General features: G+C 61.6%; 19 protein-coding genes. 4 read left to right on the forward strand and 15 right to left on the reverse strand.

Annotated elements, in window-relative coordinates; translation table 11 throughout:
- Nucleotides 1-2: 2 nt before the first annotated feature.
- Genes mpaC through mpaB form a run of 3 tightly spaced genes read right to left on the reverse strand, consistent with a single transcriptional unit; the run spans nt 3 to nt 3,564 of the window.
- The gene (gene mpaC / locus ACNQOP_RS12655) at nt 3-1,235 is read right to left on the reverse strand and encodes a daptide-type RiPP biosynthesis dehydogenase (RefSeq protein WP_416404661.1); all 1,233 of its coding nucleotides are present in this window, start codon (nt 1,233-1,235) and stop codon (nt 3-5) included.
- Complete coding sequence (mpaD, locus tag ACNQOP_RS12660) at nt 1,232-2,518, reverse strand: daptide-type RiPP biosynthesis aminotransferase (protein WP_416404662.1); 1,287 nt, start codon at nt 2,516-2,518, stop codon at nt 1,232-1,234. The genes mpaC and mpaD overlap by 4 nt, the downstream gene beginning before the upstream one ends.
- Nucleotides 2,515-3,564, reverse strand: coding sequence for a daptide biosynthesis RiPP recognition protein (mpaB, locus tag ACNQOP_RS12665; RefSeq protein WP_416404663.1), 1,050 nt, complete (start codon nt 3,562-3,564; stop codon nt 2,515-2,517). Before mpaB ends, mpaD begins: the two co-directional genes overlap by 4 nt.
- Before the next feature lie 355 nt (nt 3,565-3,919).
- Between mpaB and ACNQOP_RS12670 the strand changes: the two genes are divergently transcribed.
- Nucleotides 3,920-4,516: a hypothetical protein gene (locus ACNQOP_RS12670; RefSeq protein WP_416404664.1), complete on the forward strand. Its 597-nt coding sequence runs from the start codon at nt 3,920-3,922 to the stop codon at nt 4,514-4,516.
- Between the two features lie 448 nt (nt 4,517-4,964).
- On the opposite strand, the gene ACNQOP_RS12675 is transcribed toward ACNQOP_RS12670, so the two are convergent.
- The 3 genes from ACNQOP_RS12675 to ACNQOP_RS12685 are packed head-to-tail and all read right to left on the reverse strand — an operon-like array spanning nt 4,965 to nt 8,649.
- Nucleotides 4,965-6,290, reverse strand: coding sequence for an MFS transporter (locus ACNQOP_RS12675; protein ID WP_416404665.1), 1,326 nt, complete (start codon nt 6,288-6,290; stop codon nt 4,965-4,967).
- Complete coding sequence (locus tag ACNQOP_RS12680; protein WP_416404666.1) at nt 6,287-7,867, reverse strand: acyl-CoA synthetase; 1,581 nt, start codon at nt 7,865-7,867, stop codon at nt 6,287-6,289. Before ACNQOP_RS12680 ends, ACNQOP_RS12675 begins: the two co-directional genes overlap by 4 nt.
- A 17-nt stretch (nt 7,868-7,884) precedes the next feature.
- Nucleotides 7,885-8,649, reverse strand: a complete 765-nt coding sequence (locus tag ACNQOP_RS12685; RefSeq protein WP_416404667.1) for an enoyl-CoA hydratase/isomerase family protein — start codon at nt 8,647-8,649, stop codon at nt 7,885-7,887.
- Between the two features lie 116 nt (nt 8,650-8,765).
- Here ACNQOP_RS12685 and ACNQOP_RS12690 point away from each other — a divergent pair, with 116 nt between their 5' ends.
- The gene (locus ACNQOP_RS12690; protein WP_416404668.1) at nt 8,766-9,659 is read left to right on the forward strand and encodes a LysR substrate-binding domain-containing protein; all 894 of its coding nucleotides are present in this window, start codon (nt 8,766-8,768) and stop codon (nt 9,657-9,659) included.
- Nucleotides 9,660-9,839: 180 nt separating this feature from the next.
- On the opposite strand, the gene ACNQOP_RS12695 is transcribed toward ACNQOP_RS12690, so the two are convergent.
- Nucleotides 9,840-12,371, reverse strand: coding sequence for a DUF4268 domain-containing protein (locus ACNQOP_RS12695; protein WP_416404669.1), 2,532 nt, complete (start codon nt 12,369-12,371; stop codon nt 9,840-9,842).
- Nucleotides 12,372-12,576: 205 nt separating this feature from the next.
- On the opposite strand from ACNQOP_RS12695, the gene ACNQOP_RS12700 reads away from it, so the two are divergent.
- Nucleotides 12,577-13,014: a hypothetical protein gene (locus tag ACNQOP_RS12700; protein ID WP_416404670.1), complete on the forward strand. Its 438-nt coding sequence runs from the start codon at nt 12,577-12,579 to the stop codon at nt 13,012-13,014.
- Nucleotides 13,015-13,160: 146 nt separating this feature from the next.
- Nucleotides 13,161-13,883: a hypothetical protein gene (locus ACNQOP_RS12705; RefSeq protein WP_416404671.1), complete on the forward strand. Its 723-nt coding sequence runs from the start codon at nt 13,161-13,163 to the stop codon at nt 13,881-13,883.
- A gap of 52 nt (nt 13,884-13,935) precedes the next feature.
- On the opposite strand, the gene ACNQOP_RS12710 is transcribed toward ACNQOP_RS12705, so the two are convergent.
- From ACNQOP_RS12710 to ACNQOP_RS12745, 8 genes are all read right to left on the reverse strand, one after another.
- A complete protein-coding gene (locus ACNQOP_RS12710) occupies nt 13,936-15,102 on the reverse strand; it encodes a Gfo/Idh/MocA family protein (protein WP_416404672.1) in 1,167 nt (388 codons plus the stop codon).
- Between the two features lie 5 nt (nt 15,103-15,107).
- Nucleotides 15,108-15,854: a ThuA domain-containing protein gene (locus ACNQOP_RS12715; RefSeq protein WP_416404673.1), complete on the reverse strand. Its 747-nt coding sequence runs from the start codon at nt 15,852-15,854 to the stop codon at nt 15,108-15,110.
- Between the two features lies 1 nt (nt 15,855).
- Entirely contained in the window at nt 15,856-16,959 is a 1,104-nt protein-coding gene (locus ACNQOP_RS12720) for a Gfo/Idh/MocA family protein (RefSeq protein ID WP_416404674.1), read from the reverse strand.
- Between the two features lie 47 nt (nt 16,960-17,006).
- Nucleotides 17,007-17,906 (reverse strand): carbohydrate ABC transporter permease, encoded by a 900-nt coding sequence (locus ACNQOP_RS12725; RefSeq protein WP_416404675.1) that lies wholly within the window; start codon nt 17,904-17,906, stop codon nt 17,007-17,009.
- Nucleotides 17,894-18,844 (reverse strand): carbohydrate ABC transporter permease, encoded by a 951-nt coding sequence (locus ACNQOP_RS12730; protein ID WP_416404676.1) that lies wholly within the window; start codon nt 18,842-18,844, stop codon nt 17,894-17,896. The genes ACNQOP_RS12725 and ACNQOP_RS12730 overlap by 13 nt, the downstream gene beginning before the upstream one ends.
- Before the next feature lie 2 nt (nt 18,845-18,846).
- Nucleotides 18,847-20,154, reverse strand: coding sequence for an ABC transporter substrate-binding protein (locus ACNQOP_RS12735; protein WP_416404677.1), 1,308 nt, complete (start codon nt 20,152-20,154; stop codon nt 18,847-18,849).
- Nucleotides 20,155-20,354: 200 nt separating this feature from the next.
- Nucleotides 20,355-21,350 carry a LacI family DNA-binding transcriptional regulator gene (locus ACNQOP_RS12740; RefSeq protein ID WP_416404678.1) on the reverse strand — a complete coding sequence of 332 codons (996 nt, stop codon included), beginning with the start codon at nt 21,348-21,350 and terminating at the stop codon, nt 20,355-20,357.
- Between the two features lie 837 nt (nt 21,351-22,187).
- On the reverse strand, nt 22,188-22,421 hold the full coding sequence (locus ACNQOP_RS12745) for a hypothetical protein (RefSeq protein ID WP_416404679.1): 234 nt from the start codon (nt 22,419-22,421) through the stop codon (nt 22,188-22,190).
- Nucleotides 22,422-23,214: the final 793 nt, after the last annotated feature.

Here is a 23,214-nt window from a genome sequence, read left to right on the forward strand (position 1 = left end):
ATTCACCCCCTCTCTCCTGCCACTCGTAGTTGGCCCACTGGGCTTGGCAAGTCTTGGGCTGTCGCCGCCGCTTCGACAGTTGCTGCTGCTTCGGCGAGCACGTGCTGCACCTGAACGGAGTCAATTCCGCGCATCATGGGCAGCGCTCCGCCCCAGTTCAGGATGCTTGCGTCGGCGGTCCGTGCTTCCGCGTCTTTGCTGATGGTGCTGAGCCGGGCGATACCCCAGCGCCACATCAGCTCATCGATGCCGTCGCCCGGGCTGCGGTCAAGCGATGGCTCGACGTCCCTCACCACGGACCACAGCTCGTCGAGCCGGGCTTTGTCGCCCCAGGCTGCGCCGCCGCTGGCGATCTCCCGCCAGATAGGTCCGATCACTGACGCCGTCGCCGTCATCTTCCGCGCCCCGGTGACGTAGGCAAGCTCGTTGGCGACATACCAATGTTTCGCGCCGTAAGGATTGCGTCCCATCAGCGCCCAGCCGGTGTGGGTCTCCATGCTCAGCCGGCCGGCAGCCAGCCTCAGCTCCAGCGAATCGCCCTTGAGCAGGCGTTGCCCCAGCCGAATGATCCGCTGGATGAGGGTGTAGCCGTCGTCGTCGAAGATGTTCGCTGTGCTGCCGATCATGGTTCCGGCAACACGCAGGAACGCTTCCAGGAGGCCCTCGAAGACCAGCGCCGTCGGCAGGGTGGCGAGGTGGCCGGCGTCGAGCATTGCGGTGTCACCCGCCAGACGGCGGGAGACGATCAAACGGCGCCCGACGGCGGTGTCCAGGCACGCTACGCCGCTGACTTCCGCGCCGGTCCCCACGGTGGACGGCATAAGAATGGTCTTGGGGCGTTCCTTGGTTGTGGTGACTGGAGGCAGGACCAGGAGTCCCGAGCGTTTAGCGTGCCGTTCCGCGAAAATGGGCAGGCTCGGGTCAGCTGTGAAAAGGGCGGCGAGTTTCACGGCGTCCAGAACCGACCCGCCTCCCAGTCCAACAACGGTTTGGAGTCCGTTCTCGCGAATGAAAGTACCCACGACGCGCAGGGTGCCCACATCGACGGGTCTGGCCGTGAGTTCCAGGACCGGAACACCCTTGAGATCACCGGCCAGGAGTTTGTCCCGATGCTGCGGCAGTGCTTTGTCCACCACCAGGCCTGTCCGGCCGCGGGTAATTCCACCGATGTACTTGGGCGACATTCCTGCGTCCAACACCACGCAGCGCGTCTTCCACAGGTGGTCCGCGATCATGCGAACACTCCGTCGAAGTGTGCTGTGGTGAGGCCAGCTTTGATCGCAATCCTGAGCTCCTGGAAGTTCTCCTCGGTGTAAACAAGAGCCGGCAAGAGCTGAATCCGGCCTGGTCCGGGCTGCACGATGGCGCCCGCGTGGTGGATGCGTTTGACTACGGCGAGGACTCCCTCGGCTGAGAGGGGCAAGCCGTTGTTGGACAAAAGCTTGAGGCCCCGCATGCAGCCCCGGCCGGAGGAGTTGCCCACGCCCTTGGTGCGCTGGAGTTCAGTGATGAGTGTGTCCAGGCCACGTGAAACGTCTTTGTTGAGAGTCCTGAAGTCGAGCCTCCGCATTTCGTCGATAGTGCCCAGGATCGCGGCGCACGTTGCCGGGGTTCCTGCTTGGGTCTCCCCATGGACAAAGACGGCCTCGTTCATGTCAAAGGTTTCGGTGACCTTTTGGCCGATGAGCAGTGCGGCGCATGCGCTGGTGCCGTTGGTCAGGCCTTTGGACGTGATGATGACGTCCGGCTGCTCCACCCAGTCATCCGACGCGAACCAGCCGCCCACCCGGCCGAATCCGGTGGCAACCTCGTCCGCCACCAGGAGGAAGCCGTGCTGCTTTCTGTGCTTCATGACTTCTTCCAGGAAGTCGTCCGGCACTGCTTCCGCGCCCGATCCGAGGACCGGTTCCACAATGACCGCCGCAATCCTGTGGCCTTCACGCCGCATCAGCTGGGCCAGTTCCTTGCCGTCGTCGAACGCTATGTGGCGGATGTTCCTTTGATCCACTGAGTACATGGCCTGCCCGAGTTCGTCGCCGCTGAGAGCCTGGCTTCCATATGTGAGCCCGTGGTAGCTGCCTTTGAGGCCGACAATGAGTTTCCGCTCCGGCTGTCCTTTGAGGACGAAGTGCTGGCGGGCGAGCTTCATCGCGGCGTCGTTGGCAGCGCCGCCGGAGGTGGAAAACACGACACGATGAAAGGCGTGCTTTGGCAGGCCCAGGAGGGCTGCGGAGGCATCAATGGCTTGGCGATGGGCCGAACGGAAGAGCGGCAAATACGACGCTGCTTGGAGTTCCGCACTGATGTTCGCGGCAATGTGCTGATTGCCGTAGCCCAGGTTGGCGTTCCAAAGTCCGCTCTTGGCACACAATCTCCGCCGCCCGTCCTCAAAGGTGACGTGAACGCCGTCGGCCTTCACTGCAGTAAAGCTGTCCGCAGCGAAATCATGCTGGGTGGTGAGAGGAACCCACAGCGGCAACTGTGTGCGAGGTGTGGGGAGGATGGGTACAACGGTCATCGGTTCGCACCAATGACGTCGATGCCAAGCTGCTCAAAGCGTGCCAGGACAGCTCGTGCGGATTCCTCAGCGATCGAGACCGATACTTTGAGCTGCGGCGCTGTCCTGATGGCCGCTGCTTTGACATCCCGCAGGTTGGAGACGGCCTCGATGATCACGGCTGCATCCGGTCCAAGTTTGAAGAGACGGCCCGTCTTGGTGTCCAAAAGGGTGTGGTCCAGGCCCCTTGTGAGGATGAAGGGAGCCTGTGGTGACGGAAGGTGGTCGCTTGGTGCTGCACCGTAAAGGCTCGTGCCAAATCCCACCAGCTTGGTGGTGGGGCGCTCCTCACGGGGAATGAACTTCCACGCGTCCAAGGCGGCCAAGTAGCGGGGTATCCAAGGTTTGGCAGCCAATGAATCCTGGATGTCCCACGGGTAGTAAACAGCGGCCACCGCCGACTCCGGACGGAGCATGATGGCCCGTATCTTGAGATCCGCCAGGTGATCACCCACCTTGCCGATCCTGGTTCCGTATGGTCCGCTGAGGACAGATCCGTCCCTTGTGATGTGGAGCCTGGACAGCAGCAGGTTGTTCTTCTGGGTCCCGGCCAGCAGTCCGCGTTCCGCCAGCACCGCGTTGACCTCGGTCAGTTGCGGGACGAAGTGGCCCGAGCTGCGGGCCTCGTCAGCATCGTCGAAGAAGGCTTGCCAGTCCTCTTTAGTGGTGATCCTGACGACGGTTACGCCCACCAGGTTCACGAACGGGATGGCTATGTAATCCTGGATCTCGAGGCTGAGTGTGCCGTCCACCAGGAGCTCTTCACCGGCGGCGTCGAACGATCCGCTGACCGGGACAATACCGCGGTCATCCTTGTCGCCATTGCAGACGAGGATGGTGGAGCCTTCAGCGGCGAGGGTCTTGGCGTAGCCCGTATGCTCGGGATTTTCCACGAAGATGACATGGCCTGGAATACGTCCTGGAATGCCGGTGATCCATTGATCCGTAGCGGCGGCAATGCTTTGTTGCTGACTCAGCTTCAATTCCCCAACCCCAATGTTGTCCACGTTTTTCTGGAGCGGCCGCCGTGTTTTACCGCGGGCTCGTTCTTTGAAGGACACTATGGGCGGCCTGGTGGGCCACAGGGTGGAAAGCCGAAACTAGGTGGTGAACAGGCCCGTTTCGGCCGGAATTTAGGGGTACCTAGGTGCTGAATCGAGGGTATCTAGGTGGTGCTGGGTGGAGCGTGGTTCCAGCTGGAGTGGTTTTGCCTGGAGCTCCGCCCGGCGAACTTGGGACCCTACGCTGGCGAACCCCGCAGCCCATTTCGATGGATCGCTGCGCATTAGACGTTGCCAACCATCTAATGCGCAGCGAGCCATCGAATTGGAGCTCTGTTCCACCAGCGGAGTAGCCTGCCATATGGAGTCATTCACGTGGGCCAAAGCCCCTGCAGAAAAGCCGGATAAAACCAAGGTCGCTGTGCTGCTACCGGGGTCAGGGTATCCAGTAGAAGGCCCGGTCCTTTTCTGGATCGGGGAAATGCTGGGATCGCTCGGTTGGCACGTTCAAGCCGTGCGGTGGACTCCCGATGATTCGCCTCATGCTGACCCGCACTCATTTATGGCCAGGGCCGTCGAAAGCGCCTTCGCTTCCTCTCCGGATGCCCACCAGAGGCTGATTGTTGCCAAGTCATTCAGCACGTTGAGCATTCCGTGGGCAGAAAACAACAACGTGCCGGGTATCTGGCTGACGCCGCTGCTTACGGATTCCCTTGTCCGCAGCACGATTGCGGCGACGTCCAAAGAGGACCTCTTTGTTGGCGGTTCGCTGGACAAGCTGTGGGACGGCGGACGGAAGTCCGAGCGTTGCGGGACATTCCTGGAGGTGCCGGCGGCCGATCATTCTTTGCAGATCCCGGATGATTGGCGGGCTTCGCAGACGGCTCAGGGCGAGGTGTTTGAGCGAATCGAGGAATTCATTGCGACGGAGCTACCGGAACCGCATGAGTATTCGTAGGGAACGGCAACAACTTGAACGTCGTCTTCATAAAGGATCGTGCCGGGATCAGCTGAATAGAACGCGTCGCAGGGGATGTCGTGGCGACGCAGAAGATCGGAATAGAAACCTATTCTGTCTATCAGGTGTGTGGCTGAGAGCTTGAACCAAGCCTGTGCGTGCGAGGATGCATAGATTGATGCCTCAGGCGTGGCGTATGCAGCGTCGTAGAAGTCGTTGGCGCTGCGCCAAAGACCCCAGTCTTCGGGGCTGAGACGGCCTTCCTTCGCCAGTCTGTTCGCCATGGCGAAGATCCCAAGGTATCGGCCCTTGGGATCAGGCGTAGTCGACTGGTAGCGCACAAAGCGTTGTTCCATGCCGCCTAGCCAACCAGCAGACTGCAGCCGGACGCAACGAAGCCCCAGCGAGCCTGCGTAAAACTGACTCGTCGGGGCTTCGTTTTGAACCCTTACAGAACCGTGGTCCGCGACAGCGAGAGGTCCTTTGTCTCGCGGAAGAACAGGACCACGACTACTGCTGACACCAGAGCCATGCCCATCAGGTAGAAGGCCGGAGCAAGCGGGGTTCCAAAGCCAGCTACCAAGCCGGTAGCAACGAACGGAGCTGTTCCGCCGAAGAGCACGTAGGCCAGCGTGTACCCAATCGCAGAGCCCGAAGCCCGGACCGATGACGGGAACATCTCCACGAGTGCCGGCACGTTCGACGTACCGATCACGGCCACCAACGCACCCAGGACACTGGTTCCCAGGATTGCGAAACCGAGTCCCAGAGGCATGATCGAGAACGCGGGGATGGTCATCACGACGAAGCCAACACAGGCCACCAGCAGCATCCGCTTGCGTCCATAACGGTCGCTTGCCCTGGCGGCCAACGGGCAAACCGCCGTGTACACCAGCATGGTGATCACACTTGTGATCATTGATTCTGCCGAGGAATAGCCAAGGCTCGAGGTCATGTACGCGATCATGTAACTGCTCATCAGGTAGTAAGCGATCGCGTTGGTGATGCTGTAGCCGAAGAGGGTGAAGATCTGGCGCGAACACATCCGGATGGCATCACCCAAAGGCCGCTTAGCCACTTCACCCTTATTTTCCAGGCCGCGGAACACAGGGGTGTCGTCCACCCTGGACCTTATGTACAGTCCGATCAAACCAAGCGGAGCAGCCAGCAGGAACGGAATCCGCCAGCCCCAAGCTTGAAGGTCTGCAGTGCTCAACGTCGCGGTAATTGCAGCACCCAGCAACGCACCGGCAACCGAGGCCAGCCCAACAGTCGCCGGGATGATGCTGGCGTAGGTGGCCCGCTTACCTTCCGGAGCATATTCGACAATGAAGGCTGAGGACCCTGTGTACTCGCCGCCCGTCGTGAAGCCCTGGACTGCCCGGAACACGAACAGCAGGATCGGCGCCCACACGCCGATCACCGCGAACGTCGGCAGGATACCGATGCAGAATGTCGCCGCGCTCATGATCACCACGCAGAGGCCGAGCATCTTGTTCCGGCCAATCCGGTCGCCGTAGCGTCCAAAGAAAGCTGCCCCGAGCGGCCTTGCGATGAAGCCGCCGGCAAAGATCGCCCACACGGCCAGAAGTGACGCCGTCGTGCTGTAATCCGGGAAGAAGAGCTTCGCAATGGTGACGGACATGACCGCATACGCCGCGGAGTCGAACCACTCAACAAAATTTCCGACGGCGGCTGCCGCAGCAACGCGCTTGAGGCTCCGGCGCGGGGACGCCTCGGTTTCGGCTGCGGAATTCTGGGTCACAGTATTCATGATGACTGTCCTTCACGGAGATTGTGCGGGAGTTCGCGGAGCTGGGCCCGCTGGACTTTTCCGGTGGCCGACTTGGGCAGCGCGGAGACGTATTCGATGAACCGCGGGTACGCAAACCGGGAGAAGTTCTCCTTGACGTGCGCCACGATGGTTTCGCTCAGTTCCGCTCCCCCAGCGTGACCGGGCATCAGTTCGATCCAGGCTTTGATGGACTGGCCACGGAGCTCGTCAGGCACACCCGTCACTGACACGTCCCGCACGGGATCGAGCTCACGAATGACTGCCTCCAACTCATAGGGTCCAACCCGGTATCCGGACGTTTTGATGACGTCGTCGGTCCTCCCCAGGAACCAGAAGTAGCCGTCATCGTCCGCGTAGGCCTGGTCCTTCGTGTGGTACCAATCGCCTCCGAACGCGGTAGCGGACGCCTCCGGCATGTTCCAGTATCCCAAGGGAAATTGAGGGTTGGACCGCGCACGGAGGCAGACCTCGCCCGTCTCGCCGGTGGCGACTTCCTGCTCGTTTTCGTCCAGCAAGCGGACATCCCATCCAGGAAGTGGACGACCCATGGACCCCGGCTTCACCGGCACGTCCGGGTAGTTGCCCAGAAGGGGGTAGGACTCTGTGGAACCGTAGTAATCGAGCAGGGTCACGCCGTACTGTGCTTCGAACCATGCGATCAAGTCCGGCGTCAGCGGCTCGTTGGACGAACAAACCGTCCGCAGGGACAGCGGGAAGCGGGCGCCGGCGTCGGGCACGTCTTCGCGCATCTTGCGCAGGAACGTCGGGTTGACCAGCGCGCTGGTGACGCGGTGGCGGCTCATGCTGTCCAGCAGGGCCGCTGGGTCGAAGCCGCCGGTTGGCCGGAACACCAGGTGCGTGGCGCCGAGCCGGAGCGGGCCCATGAGCTTGGCCAGCGACCAGGCCCAGTCCCCCGCGCCGTAGAACACGTCGCCGTCGCCAAGCTGGTGGCAGTACTCGAATTCGTTGTGACCGAGAAGCGTCCGGTGCGCGTGGACGATTCCTTTCGCGCGGCCGGTGGTGCCCGAGGTGTAGAAGATCAGGGCTGGTTCGTCGGCTTTCGTTTCGACGTCCTGGAAGTCTGTGGGCGCATCTTTGACGGCCGGGCTGTCGATGTCGATGAACGTGCCCTCGTAGTCCTCAAAGAGATGCTTCGCCGAGTCCTCGGCGATGATCACCGACGCGCCGCTGTCCTCCAGCCGGAACCGGATCGGCTCAGCCGCCCACAGCAGGGACATCGTGACCAGAATGGCTCCGGTCCGGAGCACGCCGAGGTACGCGGCCGGGGTGTCGGAGCGCTGCGGCAGGAGAACGGCGACCCGGTCGCCCTTCTTGATGCCGGCCTTTTGCAGGGTCGCCGCGATCTGGCGGGAACGGTCCTGGATTTCGCCCCAGCTCACCTCGCGTTGACCTTCGACGGCGGACTCCAGGATGAGTGCGCGCTTGTCCCTTGGGTGCCGGTCGGCGACGTCGACGGCCATGTTGTAGAGTTCCGGAACCTCCCAGCGGTGGCTGTTCCGGAGTTCGGTGTAGCGGTCTTGGGTTGCTGTTTTCATGTTGTTTTCCCGTCCGATCAGCGGCGGCCGGCGAGGAAGCGGGCCATTTCGCGCTGCGGTTCGCCCGTGCCGTATGCCTCGCGGTGCACGCGTTTGGCTTCTGCCATGGCTTCGCTAAGGTCGTCGTCTTCCAGGCTGCGCAGGCGGTTCTTGGTCAAGCGGACCGCGCCCGGAGGAAGGAGGCTCAAGCGCGAGGCGAGTTTCTGGGCGTAAGCCAGCGTGCCGCCGTCGTCCGCCAAGTAGTTGAGGAGGCCGAGACGCTGAGCCTCGGCAGCATCCACCAGCTCGCCGGTGAGGACGAACTGGGAGGTCTTGGACTTTCCGAGAATGCTCCACATGGCCCAGATTCCCGTGATGCTGGGGATACCGGAGAGGACTTCCGGCTGGCCCATGCGGACTTTGGAGTCACCGACGCGGAGGTCGGCGAGGAGCGAGTACTGGAAACCGGAGCCGGCGGCGACGCCGTTGACCGCGGCGATGGTGATCTGGTCAAGGTTGCGGACGGCGCGGTAGAGGCGGTCGAAGCCGTCGATCCAGGCCTCGGCGGACTCGTGATCGTCGGGGTTCATGGATGCAGTCTCGGCCAGGTCCTGCCCGGCGCAGAACGCGCGGCCGCTGCCGGTGAGGATGACCGTGCGGACTTCATCGTTGCCCTTGAGGCCTTCCAGGTAGTCGATGAGTTCGCTGCGCATGGCCTCGGTCCAGGCGTTGAGCTTCTCCGGGCGATTGAGAGTGATGATGGCGGTGGGGCCGGTCTGTTCGAAGAGGACATCCTGGGACATTGGGGAGCTTCCTTTGGTTCGGTGGGGCTTCTTGATTCCCATCTGACCATCAGTGAATGTGACCCGTCTAACATCAATATCTACTCGCATTGATACCAAACTGGTATGGTGCGTCGATGGACCTCCACCATCTCAAGTACTTTGTGGTGCTCTCCGAAGAGCTGCATTTCGGACGTGCCGCTCAGCGTTTGCACATGGCCCAGCCGCCGCTGTCGCAACGGATCAAGGACCTGGAGAAAGAGCTCGGAGTACAGCTGTTCCACCGCCGACGCACCGGCGTGGAACTGTCTGAAGCAGGGGCTTTGCTACTGGAGCATGCGCGTGGGGTGCTGGATCACGTGGCCATGGCGCAGGAGTCCATGCGGCGGATCCGGCCTGGCGCTTCGGGCATCCTGCAGGTGGCGGTACCGCCGGACACGAACCCGGTTGCCCTGTCCACGATGGTCTCATTCTTTGCTGCGTCTGCGCCTGACGTTCTGCTGAACCTTCACGAGCTCACCACAGTTGAGCAGGTTGAACGACTGCGCGACGGCGAACTGGACGTCGCGGTGGTCCGTCACCCGTTGAGCAGCGTGGGTTTTGAGTCGGGGCCGGTGTTCTCGCGGGCGCTGGGCGTGGTGATGAATGCCTCGCACCCGCTCGCTTCTGCTTCTTCCGTGCGTCTTGGCGATCTTGCCGGGAGCCCGTTGATCATCTTCCCGCGGCACATGGCGCCCACCCTGTACGACTCGTTCCTGCACACGTGCCGGGACGCTGGGTATCTTCCTGCCGCGATTGTGCACGCACGGAACCAGCACTTCACGCACGGGCTGATCATGGCCGGCCGCGGGGTGCATTTCAATGAGGAGCCGTGGACGCCGCTGCCTGCAGGGATTGTGTGGCGGCCGTTGGTTGGTGATCCGTTGGCATGGCGGACCTCGGCGCTGTGGCTGAAGAGCAGGAGGTCAGCCGAGACGGATGCGTTTGTGGCGGCTGTTGGGGTGGGGTTGGCGGCGGGCGGGCACGGGTGAGGGCGGCATAAATTCGAAGAGCATCTTGGTCACCGGATCCGCCGAACCAGCGCCGAAAATCGATAAAATCTTGGAAATTCTTCTCCATGCCACCAACGCTTTCCCGGATCTTCTTGATCGACCTGTCCAAGTCGACAACGCGGATGTGGGCCATGTGTGGTGTGGCCGCGAGTACCTGTCTTAGAGAAATTTAGGCAAAACCCGAGCGTAAGTTTCTGCCATGGTCACGAGCCATTCAGCGAGTTCCTGCGATTCGCCGTCAACCAAGAAGTCTCCGGGACGTGCGATGGCCAGCGCGGATGCTTTGCGCCCTGGTTTGGCATCCCATTTGAGAGCGAAGCCTAAATCGGCTTCGATCGCCTCGCGTTGGGCTAACAACATGGCGAACAGGTCTTTGTCATCGTAAATCCAGAAAGAGGCTTGAGCTATTTTATTCTGAGAGTTAACTGAAAGTGATATTACGCCGCGTGGATCTCCGATTCTGACGTCGTACCAGTTCTGCGCAGCGGCCTTTCCCCAAGATTTGATGGTCGTTACATTGGCGCGTCCGTAATTGCGCACCCGCTCAAAAAACTCCAGCTGGGCTTCCCTAACAGATGTCCGGTTTCCTGCCTTGGCTTGGGACATCGTTTTCGTGCGTCGCGCCGCGATCATATGCTCGTCGACGTCGAGACCGGCGGCTTCTGCGAGCTCTTCTGCACCAATGAACTGCCTTGGGTCGGCGTGACCTCGCGCATCGAACCGAACCCCCTCCTGCTCAAGCACCATGCGGGGGTCATCGCTGCGGCCGGGTTCAGTCCAACGGAAACCAGGAGATATGGTCCCTCCGTTCTGCAGGACTCTCCACGCGTTGGGCATCGGATGATTTGCGACGATGGCGGCCAAAGGCTGGGCCCATGTGCCGGCCACGATGGCCGCGTCACCGTAAGATGTCCAGCGTCCCGCTGGGATCTCGGCAAGTATTCCGGCGATCTGGCTTCGCAGCGCGGACGGTTCATCGTCGTCAGCGGCGATGCTTTCATCTGGGCCTGGCCACAGTTCAATGATCTTTTCTGCCAGTGCGTAACTCCTGGCGCTAATTTCGTTAGCACCCCAAGAAGGGTGTGCGGCAATTTCATGATTCATGAACAAGCCACTTCGGGCAAGCATCTCGCGCTTCTCGTGGAATGGCTTGTTGCTGAGCTCGCTGTTGTAACCGCTCAGCGTCAGGTTGCCGAGCGTGTGAACAATGCGCTCGTGCTCGTAGTCGATATCGGCGTCGGCCGCGAAACCTTCTGCAAACATCTCCCGTACCGGGTCCGACATAGTCTGCGGCAAAACGTGCTCGATGGTCAGCCGCGTCGGGTCGACTCCCACGATTTCCTTGGGTCGGTAAGCCTCCTCAAGCCATTGCAGAATGAGCTTTTTCTGTGGTCCGCGGCCTTGCCAATAGAACGCAATAGTCGTGACCGCGTCTCGCACCTGGAGGTCGGTTGCGAAGTACTTGCGGCCGCGCGACAGGTATTCGCGCAATGCAACGTCGCTTGCTTGAGCTTCACTGATCGCGCTAACGGCTTGAAGTAGTGTGCGGTTGAGGTTTGCTGTTGCGCGCCCGATGACGACGCGGCGGACGAAGTACGATTCCAGATACGTCAGCGCCCTCACAACTTCGTCGGCAGAGGCCCTGTCGGCGGCACGTCGGGCGAGGATTTGCATCACCACCGGATACGCAGTGGTTGAACCCCATGCCCGAATCCTTGTGAGGCGGCGACGAATCTCTGGGTCCTTCTCTCTCTCGGGGACGAGAATTGTCGCCAGCACGTCACCGAGCTTGGCGATCCGGACCACTTCTGCCTCGACCTCGTCGATGCTCTTGAGCTTCTCGAACCGTTTTTGCTGTCCGACGTATGTGTCCGTCTGTTTCGCCCGTTCGTCTCGCTGAACAAGGTCCAACCAGAACAAGAGCTCAAGATTTTCGGCCCCGAGCTTTTTCTCCAAAGGAAGCCAAATATTGTCGTAGACCGCTTCTGCGCGGTCACTGAGCCTCATGAACAGATAGTTTTTCAGGAGGTCACTTTGCGTTAGCCGGAGTCCGGTGTTGTTCAGTGACTCAAAGATTCGGTGCGCATTGTCGGACGGCTCGGCTGTAACGACAACAAGCGCGAGCCCACGCACCACAGCGGCTTCTAGCATTTCAAGGTCGTGTGGATCATCCGGATCGTCTGCCGCCGCGATTTTAGACCGGAAGAATCGATAGGCATCTCCCACGGCGTCCTCGCCGCCGGCCTGCGGCGAACGGTTCAGCACGGCCATGTAGGCGGGCCGATCCGCTTGGGTCGGCAGCACTTTGAGCGGCTTACCGCCGTCGAAGACATTGATCAGGTACTGCGCATCTATACCGTTCGCCCGGTCAGTATCCCCGGTCTCAATTAGGTGGTCGCGGAGCGCCGCAAGAAGGAGAGTCAGTGTGGTTAGTCTCTGCTGGCCATCGACCACGAGAAATTTACTGACACCGATTGCGCCGAAGTCAGGGCTACTCGCCAGCACGAGGGAACCTATGAAGTGAGAAGCTTTTGGGTCTTCGCCAAGAACCCGGCCCAAGTCGACGACATCCGACCACAGCTGGTCGAGCTGCTTCTTTCCCCATGAGTACACACGCTGGTAAAGCGGTATCTGGTACTGCTTTTTACCTTCCAGCACACCCGAGAGTGTCCCATTTTCCGCTCGAACCACGCGGGCCTCCTAAGCCTGTACCGACATGATGAAATGAGGTTACACGGAGTGCTCTTCGACATTCCCTAACCTCCGCGACGCACATGGCGGCCTTCTTGGGTTGGGCCAATGTGGCGATGGTCGAAAATGTCCATGACATAGAATCGCAGTGAGGCGAATCTCAAGGCCGAAATTCCGGCACCGCTGTTGGGGGGAAGAGGTCAGAATGTTCGGTTCGAAGAAGAAGCTCAACGACCTGATGGAGCAGCTCAGGCCGGACTTGAGTCGAGAGTCGCTCGGCGTCGGACCCAGCTTCCCGGGCGTCGCCCCAAATCCGCTCCTCAGCAGTGAAGCGCGGAAGCGCAATGCGGAGCTGCGAAATGGGACACTTGCGCTCGGTGTTCTCGTCGACTGGCGGGAGGTCAACAGCAACCCGCGCGTTGTCCTGATGCTCGACGTGGAAACCGCCGACGGTATCTCCTTTCGTGGCATCGCAGACGAAAGCCTAACGATCACCGCTCTCACCCGACTCGCCCCAGGACAGACTTTGCCAGTGCGCTACCGGCCAGCCGTCATGGACCACTACGTTGCACTGGCCACGGACGCGAACCCCGCCGATGTGCAGCACCTCTCTGACCTGATCGCGAGTCGCAAGCGAACCTGACTCAAAGCCGCAAAGGGACGCGGAGCCACGTTGCAAGGCGAACTTCCCCGTCTCAAGGCAGCGGCGGCCACACGTTGATGACCGATAGTGTTATCTCAACTGGGGACCACCCGGCCGTAAAAAGTAGACCCAATGGGGGAAATAGAGTGAAGAAGTTTGCGCTGCAGAGCGTCGGTATGTCGGCGTTGGTAGTGATGGCACTGACAGGATGTGGTGGGTCGACCGGCTCCACTGGTAGCGCTTCGCAAGAGGCTACGGCGTCGCCCACGCCTACCGCTGCCAAGCAGTACACCAACGACGAGCTCGTTGAACTGGTCAAGCAGATCAAGCCGAAGTCCGGCAAAGAATTGACAGTCGCCTCCAGCGATGAACTCGCCCAGGAGAACCCCATGAAAGCGCTCATGAGCATGTTCACCGTCGAACCCGCTGAGTGCAAGGACCTTGCAACGCTGGGCGGCAGTGAGACCCTCGCCGGTTCAACCACGGCAGCGGGCGCCGATCTGGACGCTACATCAGGGGTCATGACAATGGTGACCCTGACGTCCGGGCTCGATAAGCAGAAGCTACAGGACAGCATCGATAAGAGCGGTGTACAGGCAGAGAAGTGCTCGAAGATGACACTGTCCATGTCCGGTCAATCGATGAACGTCTCCACTGCAAAGTTCGACGGCATCAACACGGTCCCCGGAACTGTGGCCTACAAGACGGAAATGTCCACAGCCAGCGGCGCGGCACAAACCACCTACATGGCTTACGCCATCAAGGAGGGGGTGCTGATTTCCGCTACGGCGTCCGGCAAGGGCGCTGACGCCAACGGCGTGGCCACGGCCAGCGACCTCATGGAGCAGGCCGCAGCACTGATCAAATAGCAGTCCTGCACGCGCAGGGGCCGTGACCCTCATGGGTCGCGGCCCTCGTCGTTTAACTGACGGCGGCCCGTTCAGCAACCTCCGTCACCACACTCCTGTTCCGCGCCGACCCTTCGATGGCGGCCAGCACCCGCTGGATCTGCAACCCGTCGTCGAACGACGGCGACGGCTGGCTTCCGTCGCGGACGGCCAGGAGGAAGTCGCGGACCTGGTGCGTGAACGTGTGCTCCCAACCGATGACGTGGCCCTGCGGCCACCAAGCCGCAGCGTAAGGGTGCTCGGGCTCGTTGACCAGGATCCGCCGGAAGCCCTGCTCCCGCACGGGAACCGTAGCGTCCAGGAAACCGAGCTCGTTCAGGTTCTCCAGGTCGAACGTCAACGAACCCAAAGACCCGTAGATCTCTATCTTCAAAGAGTTCTTCTGTCCCGTAGCCACTCGTGACGCTTCTACGGAGGCACTCACGCCGCCGGTCAGGCCCAAAGTGGCCCACGCGGCGTCGTCGACTGTCACTTTCTCCAGCCCAGCGGCACCGGGGCGTTCGGTCACAAAGGTCCGCAGCGTCCCCGTCACTTCAGTGACGGTCTGCCCGGTGAGGTGCTGGACCTGGTCGATGGCGTGGGAGGCGATATCGCCCAGCGCCCCGGAGCCGGCCGTCTCCTTGCGGAGCCGCCAACTCATGGGGGTTTCGACGTCGGAAAGCCAGTCCTGCAGGTAGGCGGCACGGACGTGCCGCACGGTTCCGAGACGCCCTTCGGCAATCAGTTCGCGGGCCAATGCAAGTGCAGGGACGCGGCGGTAGTTGAAACCGATCATCGACTGCACACCCCGGGCCCGCGCCGAAGCAGCCGCTTCCGCCATTGCCTCGGCCTCTTCCAGAGTGTTGGCGAGCGGCTTCTCCACGAGCACATGCTTCCCGGCAGCCAGAGCTTCCAGAGCGATCTCCGCGTGCATCCAGCCCGGTGCGCAGATGTCCACAATGTCGATGTCGTCCCGCGCAATCACGGAACGCCAGTCCGTGGCTGACTCGGCCCAGCCATACTTGGCAGCGGCCTCGCTCACCGCCAAGGCATCCCGGCCAACCAGCACTTTCTGCTCGACGGCCCGGACGTCGAAGAAGCTGGCCACGTTCCGCCACGCGTTCGAGTGGGCCTTCCCCATGAAGGCGTAACCGATGGCAGCCACGCCCAACGGACGGCCACTAGGAAGAGGAGTGTTCATCGTCTTTAAGCCTCGAACCAGCCCCGCGAAGGGTTGGAAACCTCGGGCGCTTCGCGGAAGACACCGGGCTGGGCAACCCAGCCGACACCGTTGGCGATGACCTTCTGGATCTGTGGCTGGTGGTACACCGGGTATTCCTGGTCGCCGGGGCTGAAGTAGAAGATCCGGCCCTTGCCGCGCGAGAACGTCACGCCGGAGCGGAACACCTCTCCCCCGGTAAACGAACTGATGAAGATCAGGTCATCGGGCTCGGGAATGTCGAACAGCTCGCCGTACATCTCCTGCTGCGGAATGACGATCGGGCTCTCAATGCCGGCTGCGATGGGGTGTGACGGCTTGACCGTCCATACGAGCTCGCGTTCGCCCTCGTTGCGCCACTTCAGCGAGCAGGTGGTCCCCAGCAGCCGGGTGAAGATCTTGGCGAAGTGCCCGGAATGGAGCACCACGAGTCCCATGCCACCTAGGACGTGGCGCTGCACGCGCTCCACCACTTCGTCGGCAACTTCCCCGTGCGCGATGTGCCCCCACCAGAGCAGCACGTCAGTCTGCTCCAGCACCTCTTCAGAAAGGCCGTGTTCGGGATCGGCGAGTGTCGCCGTCGTGATTTCGGAGTCCGGGAAGAAGCCGCGCAGTCCGGCGGCGATGGCGCCGTGGATTCCTTCCGGGTACATCTCGCCAATCGTTGCAGGCTCGTTGCGGGCCTCGTGCACGGCCTCGTTCCAGACGACAATCTTCAATTTCGCATCAGACATTTCAGAGCACCACTTCACGTTGTTCGAGGGCGGATTTGTAGCAGGCATCGAGCACCAGTGCGCGGCTGAGGGCGAGCGAGCCGTCGTGGCTTCCCCACACGGTTTCGCCGCCGCGCACGGCAGCCACAAAATCGTCGACGACGGCCTGGTGCGCCTTTCCGGGTTGGGCCACCACTTCGAAGTCGGCGTTCTCGCCGTCCTTCTCGGTGAAGATGTGCACGTCAGCGACGGGGTTCTCGGAGGCGCCGACCGAGCGCAGGTCCGCTCCGCCGTCGGTCCCGTAAACCGTGAAATCCATCAGGTCCCGCTCGTCCCGGTACGTGGCCCAGCCCGCCTCAAGGATCAAGGTACCGCCGCCCTCCAGCCGGATGAACGCTGATGCAAAGTCTTCCACTTCAAACTTGTGGCTTGCGCTCGACGCCGTATAGCGGGCGTTGCCGCCGAGTCCGCGTGGGCCGAGTTCGGAATGGGTCGACGCGGAAACAGCCAGAACCTTGGGCTCGCCGAGGAGGTGCAGCGAGTAGTCCAGGACGTGGACACCGATGTCCGCAAGCGGACCGCCACCGGCGAGTTCCGGGTTGGTGAACCAGCTGCCCAGCATCGGAATTCCCTGTCTGCGGAGCCACGACGCCTTGGCGTAGTACGGGCGACCCAGCGTCCCGGCGTCGATTACTTCCTTGAGCGCCTGGATGTCGCCGCGGCGGCGGTGGTTGAACGCAACGTCCAGGACGCGGCCGGCCTTGCGGGCGGCGTCCACCATCTGTTGACCCTCGACGGCGTTGCGCGCCAACGGCTTTTCGCTCAGCACATGGAGTCCGCCCTCGAGCGAGGCAATGGCGATGGGTGCGTGCAGGAACGTCGGCACGGCGACGCTGACGGCGTCGAGGCCTTCCAGCTCGATCATGTCCTCCCAGCGGGCGAACGCCTGGGGAATGCTGTATTCCTCCTTCAGCTGGGCAAGAAGGTCGGCTTCCATGCCCGCGACGGCGACGATTTCGACGCCGTCGATGTTGCTGTACGCCTTGAGGTGCTGCTGGCCGGCCCAACCGATGCCCACAACTCCCACCTTGAGGGTTGCGGACGGGGCCTGCTGCTGAATGCTCACGTTGTTCCTGTTCTTTCTGTGGTTACTTCGGATGGCTGAAAGTGGGACTAGCCCTTGACCGCGCCGGCCGTCATGCCGGAAACGATGCGCTTCTGGCACAGCAGCACGAGGATCACGAGCGGGACGGTGATGATCACCGACGCGGCGCTGATGGTGCCGAGGGGTTGGTCGAACTCGCTGGTGCCGCTGAAGAACGCAATCGCGACAGGCACGGGCCGGGCTTCGGGCGAGGTGGTCAGGGTGACGGCCAGGAGGAATTCGTTCCAGACCGAGATGAACACCAGGATCGCCGTCGTCGCCAGGCCGGGGACCGCCAGCGGCAGGATGACCTTGCGGAACGCGGTGAACGGCGTGGCGCCATCCATGTACGCGGATTCCTCCAGCTCACGCGGAATCTCCTTGAAGAAGGACGTCAGCGTATAAATCGCCAGCGGCAACGCGAACGTCAGCTTCGGGATGATGAGGCCAAGCAACGTGTCGTACAGGCCGATCTCGCGCCAGATGGAGAACATCGGGGCCGCGATGGCGATGGCCGGGAACGTGGTGACCGAGAGGATCAGCGTCAGAATCATCGCCTTGCGGCGCATCTTCAGCCTCGCCAGCGCATACGCGGCGAAGGACGCGAACACCAGCGCCACGGTTGTAGTCACGACGGCGATAATCACCGAGTTGCGCAAGGCCAGGAGGAACTCGGGGTTCTGGAAGACCACCAGATAGTTCTCGAGGGTCGGCTGGCTTGGGAAGAGCTCGCCTTGGGACAGGCTCGCGCCCTTCTTAAGGGAGGTGTTCACCAGCCAGTAGAACGGGATGAGCGAGAAGGCCATAACGGCCACTACGAACACCCATACCAAGGGATGCAGTTTCGATTCCCCACGCAAGCGACGCTTCGGCGTCTTGGGGCGCGCGGCGAGTTCCGGCGTCGGGCGTTCTGCAATCAGCGTGCACATTGTTCCTCCTTCGCGACGTCGCGGATGTTGCCGCCGGCGAAGCGGACGTAGATGACCGAGACCACCATGACGGTAAGGAAGGTCAGGATGGACAGCGCCGAGCCTTCGCCCACCAGCCGGTTCTCGCGCAGCTGCGTGTAGGCGAGCATGGACATGGATTCGGTGCCGTTGGCGCCGCGGGTGAGGACGAACGGCAGGTCGAAGACTCGGAGGGCGTCCATGGTGCGGAAGATCGCGGCGAGGACGATCGCCGGACGCAACAGCGGCAGCGTGATGTGCAGGAAGGTCTGCCATTTGCTGGCGCCGTCGAGTTCTGCGGCCTCGTAGGTTTCCGAGGAGATGACCTGCAGGCCGGCCAGGATGATGAGTGCTGCGAACGGCGTGGTCTTCCAGACGTCGGCGAGGACGATCACGGCCATCGCGTAGCCGTGCTCACCCAACCACACGACGTCGCCGCCCGGCAGCCCGAGTGCGGAGAGGACGTTGGTGACCAGCCCGAGGTTGGGCTGGAACATCGTTTGCCAGGTGATGGCGCTGACCACGGTGACGATGGCGTACGGCAGGAGGACCACTGTGCGCAGGACGGCGCGACCCTTGAACGCGAGGTTCAGCAGCAACGCCATGGCCGTACCGAGGACGAGCTCCAGGGTGACCGAGAGGCCAGCGAAAAGGAAGGTCTGGCCGAAAGCTGCCCACCACTCGTGGCTTGCGAGGGCGTTGATGTAGTTTTCCAGGCCGACGAAACGAGACAGGCCGGCGGTGCGGACGCTGTACTGGTTCAGCGAGAGCCAGATCGCGTAGCCGATGGGGACCGCCGCAACCAGCGCCATGATGACCAGCGACGGTGCGGTCATGCGGAAGGCGAGGCGGCGTTCGGCGCGGTCGCGGCCGCTTGTCTTCGCTGCCCCGCGGCCGGGTTGGAGGGTCTTGAGGGCCATGGCTAGAAGCTCGCCTTGGCGTTGGAGATCTCATCCGCCATCTTCTTCACCGCATCCTCCGTGGAGGCGGTGCCGGACAGGACGGCGTAGACGTTCTTGTAGATTGCCTGCGAGATCTGCGGGTAGACCGGCGAGATCGGGCGCGGCTTGGCACCCTTCACGGAGGCGAGGAGTTCCGTGGCGAACGGCATCTTCTGCAGAACCGCCGGGTCAGAGTAAGCAGCTTCGTTGACCGGGGCCTGCGAGTAGTCCATGGCCACGTGCTTCTGCCAGTCCGGGGTGGTGGCGAAGTCGATGAACGCGACAGCCCCGGCCTGGTTGGTGGAGTGCGCCGAGATTGCGAGGTTCCAGCCGCCGAGAACGCCGGAGGCCTTGCCGCCTTCCCATGCCGGCAGCGGCGCGACCGCGAAGCTGGACGCCAGCGGTGTCGCGTTGAGCAGACGGTACACGTGCGGCCAGTTGCGCTGGTATCCGAAGTCGCCGGACTCGTAGGCGAGGCGTGCAGGGTCTTCGTTGTAGGTGAGGACGGCGCGGTCGGCTGAGCCGTTCTTGAGTCCGTCGCTCATGAAGTTGAGGACATCGCGGGTTTCCTTGGAGTCGATCTTGACGTCGCCCTGGTCGTTGAGGACTTCGCCGCCTGCGCTGTAGAGCATTTCGAGGAAGTTCACCGTGAGGCCCTCGTACTGCTTGCCCTGGTAGACGTAGCCGTCGCCGGGCGCCTTGGCGGCTTCTGCGTAGAGCTGCTGCCACGACTCGGGCTTGGCCACCTTGTCCTTCTGGTAGTAGATCAACCCTGCGTTGGTGAAGAAGGGCGAGCCCCAGTACTTGTCCTGGTACTTGGTGGTTTCCACAGTGGAGGGAATGAGCCGGTCCTTGTTGGCCTCCACCAGCTTGGTCTGGTCCAGCAGCCAGCCCTGGGACGCGAACTCGGAGGTCCAGATGACGTCCGTGACGAACAGGTCGCACTCAGTGGACTTGCCTTCGAGCCGCTGCACGATCTGTGTGCGGGCTTCATCCGTGGTGGCACCGATCTCGGTGTACTTGGCCGTGACCTTGCCGTTCGCCTTGGTGAACGCCTCCGCCGTGCCCTTGTAGATGCCGCTCGCGTCCTTGACGCCGCAGATGTTCACGGCGCCGCTGGCATTAGCGCCCGACGCCGGGTCGGCAGCTGCCGCTTGTTCCGCACCTTGGGGTGCGGCTCCCCCACCGCACGCGCTGAGGAGGAGGGCTGCGGCCATGGCGGTCGCGGCTAGGGCTGTGCGTTTTGCGGCTTTGTTCTGGAGCGGGAAGGCAGGTCGGTTCAAGTCCACAAGGGGCTCCTTTGGTGGCTGTGGGCGGGTGGAGTTCAGTGCGCGTTTCGGCTGTCCCGCGTGCTGAGGGTGGCTTCATTGCCGGCGGTGCTTGTGGTTCGTGGAATCGATTCCAAATGTGTTCAAAAGAATCGGCCTTGCGGCCGTGGAATCGATTCCAAAGTAGTGTGACAGGGACCACTGACGGCTGTCAACCCTCTTTATTTCGTGGAGTCCCGGATGACGAGTTCGTGCGGGAGGAAGGTTCTTCCCTTGCGATGCGAGCCCTCGACGGTCATCCGCTCAAGGAGTTCAGCGAAAGCGACTCGGCCCATTTCGTAGGCCGGTTGCCGGACCGTGGTCAGTTCCGGGACGCACATTTCTGCTTGGGCCGAGTCATCGAAGCCTGCCACGGCGATGTCTTGCGGAACTCGGAGGCCGGCATCCGTGAGTTCCCGGACGCAGCCGGCGGCGACGACGTCGGTCCCGCAGAAAACGGCGTCCGGGCGGTCTTTTGCTTTGAGAAGCTTCTTGGCGAGCGTACGGCCGGCGTGGAAGCCGAAGTTGCCTTCGCCGAACAGGATCTGATCCGGCTCCAACTCCGCTTCCGTGAGGGCCTGGCGGAATCCTTCCTCGCGCAGTCGGCCCGAGCGGGCACCCCTATGCGCGAGCATGGCCAGCTTCTTGGCACCCGTGTCGATCAGGTGCTTGGTGATGTCGTAGGCAGCCTGGCGGTCGTCGATGGAGACGCCGAATGCTGCCTCGGCGTCGACGATTTCACAGACCTGGATGACGCTGAGTTGCTCGGCGACGGTGTTGACGTCGCCGTCGGGCATGGTTGGCGAAAAGATGACTAGCCCGTCTACGGAGCCGTTGCGCAGCATGTCGACGAGCTGCTGCTCGCGATCGAGGTCCCCGTCGGTGGCCGCGATGAGGCTGACGTACCCCGAGTCCGCTGCAGCGTCGCCGACACCGCGGAATACTTCGCTGATCACGAGGGAGTCCAGGTTCTTCGCAAGGGCGAGGACACGCATCGTCCGGTCTCGTCGAAGATCCCGCGCCGAGGCAAGCGGGCGATAACTAAGCTCCCGGATTGCGGTGTTTACCTTCTCCTTGGCGGCCTCGCTGACCGCCGAACTCCCGTTCAAGACGCGCGACACGGTCCCGACGGACACTCCCGCCGTTTTGGCGACGTCCTGAACTGTCGGCCGAGCCATTCGTTGTCCTTCCGCGAGCAGTAACGATGGTCCTAGCCGCCACGTCACCACCGTGCCAACCGGCGTTCTTTAGCATAGCTGTAGCGGTCTAGGACGTTGACCGTCTGCGCAGTGCGCGCTCGATGCGGAGCCCAGACACGTTCAGATGGAAACCGTCGTCGAAGTATACCGACGGCCTGTTGGCACAAGTGCTCGAATACATGAATGGCGTACGCTCAAGGCTTCGGAGTATTGTGACGGCGGTTGAGCGCCCACGAAGTTGGTCATGCCGAACCTCGATGCGTCGACGTAAACGGACAACCCGAGTTTCGGTAACAAGCCACGTTCGGGGGCAAGAGCCTAACGGACTTATTCGTGACCCTCGTCCGTTCCAGGGGTGCCGGTGTGGGAGCCACCAGGTCCGGAGTTACAGCATCCCCGCAGCATAGAGTTTCTTCTATGTTTGAAAGACAGTGGAACACTCCCAGCGCCGTGACGCGACCCCTCGAGTTAGATCCACGCGCGCTAGGCTGTGCGATCGGTTGGCTGGCTGGACAGATGGAACAAAGTAACGCTAGGAATTTGGAAGTCCACGGCGTTGACACCGCGCAGGCTGTAAGCGAGATGGACGGTGGGCTCCTAGCCTTCGTGCAATCGGTGGAACCTGAGGACCGATATTCCGCTTTAATTGCAGGGGCGAATAAACTTGCTGATAGCTCCCACCCTAGGTTTGTCACCCCTCGGCCACTCGCAGTTCTCCCAAATAAACAACGCTCGGGCTTTCGATGGGAGTCCGATGCCTCCCTAGTGGACTTCAAAAGGCAATCAAATGCCTTGACCTCAACCTGGAGGGGATTATCAAATTCCAAGTGGACCGGCGGGCCGGTCCTGGCGCTTTGGCCTGACGAGCCGCAACTGGCGAGGATCGCGGACGACATCCGGACGACTGCGCTTTGCATAGTACCCGCTAAGGACGAGGACATCAGTGCATGGTGCTTTGGCCTCAGACCACAAATGCTCGGTGTCCAGGAAGTGGAGCTTTGGGGGCCTGGTCTGGAAGTACTTGATCCAGTTGTCGAGACGGCTCTGCATGAATTGACTATTGCAACAAACGTCCAAGCTAGGCTTATTTCTCTTAGCGATAGAGTTCATGCCATTACGGTCTTCCAGCTCTTATGGGAGGGGGGCCATGATGTGGTGCCCAAGGAAGTCCAAGCTTGGGCACTTTCTAATGGATGGCAGCCGAAGGGTGCATTCACCCTGCGTGAAGTCGCCGAACGAATCACTGCCGGTGGATTTTACAGACTGGGGCCAGAAGGGAGCGTTTCACACTTTGATTCGAAAAGCCTACGCACGTGGAGAGAATTGGCGCGAAATCAGCACAAACGGAGACCGGTGCGCCGTTGTGCTAAATGCGCCCCGTAGCGTGCTTATAACTTCTGGACGCCGCTCATACAACCATCACTCTCCGCAGGTACGATCACCACAGTGTCTTAAACTTGATTAAATCCCGGCAAGATGCCACGCCCGAGCGTTCCCCGTAGTTACGCAAAGTGACTCAGAAGGAATACTTAGCAACGGTTCATGCCACACCACGCTCCTAGGTGACTTTAGAACAAATCTCCGGGGAACTGCAAAAGACAAGATTTTCTTTAAGGCCGCTGACGAAATCCAAAATTTGGAAAGTCAGGGCACTTGAGGCATTGTTCGAAACCATCAGGATCGACCACGGATTCATCCATTATATAGGCAGATCCGTGCGAATTATGGATTTCAGACGAGCGCTCCCGCCGCCTGCTAAATCTAGTACCCTGCATTGCTTGCTACTGCTAGCTCCCGTCTACGTGCATGTTGTCGGCTTGGTGCCCTGTTCGGGACGAAGGCG

Origin of the sequence: Arthrobacter sp. LFS091, assembly GCF_047977885.1 — a bacterium.
Classification (GTDB): Bacteria; Actinomycetota; Actinomycetes; order Actinomycetales; family Micrococcaceae; genus Arthrobacter.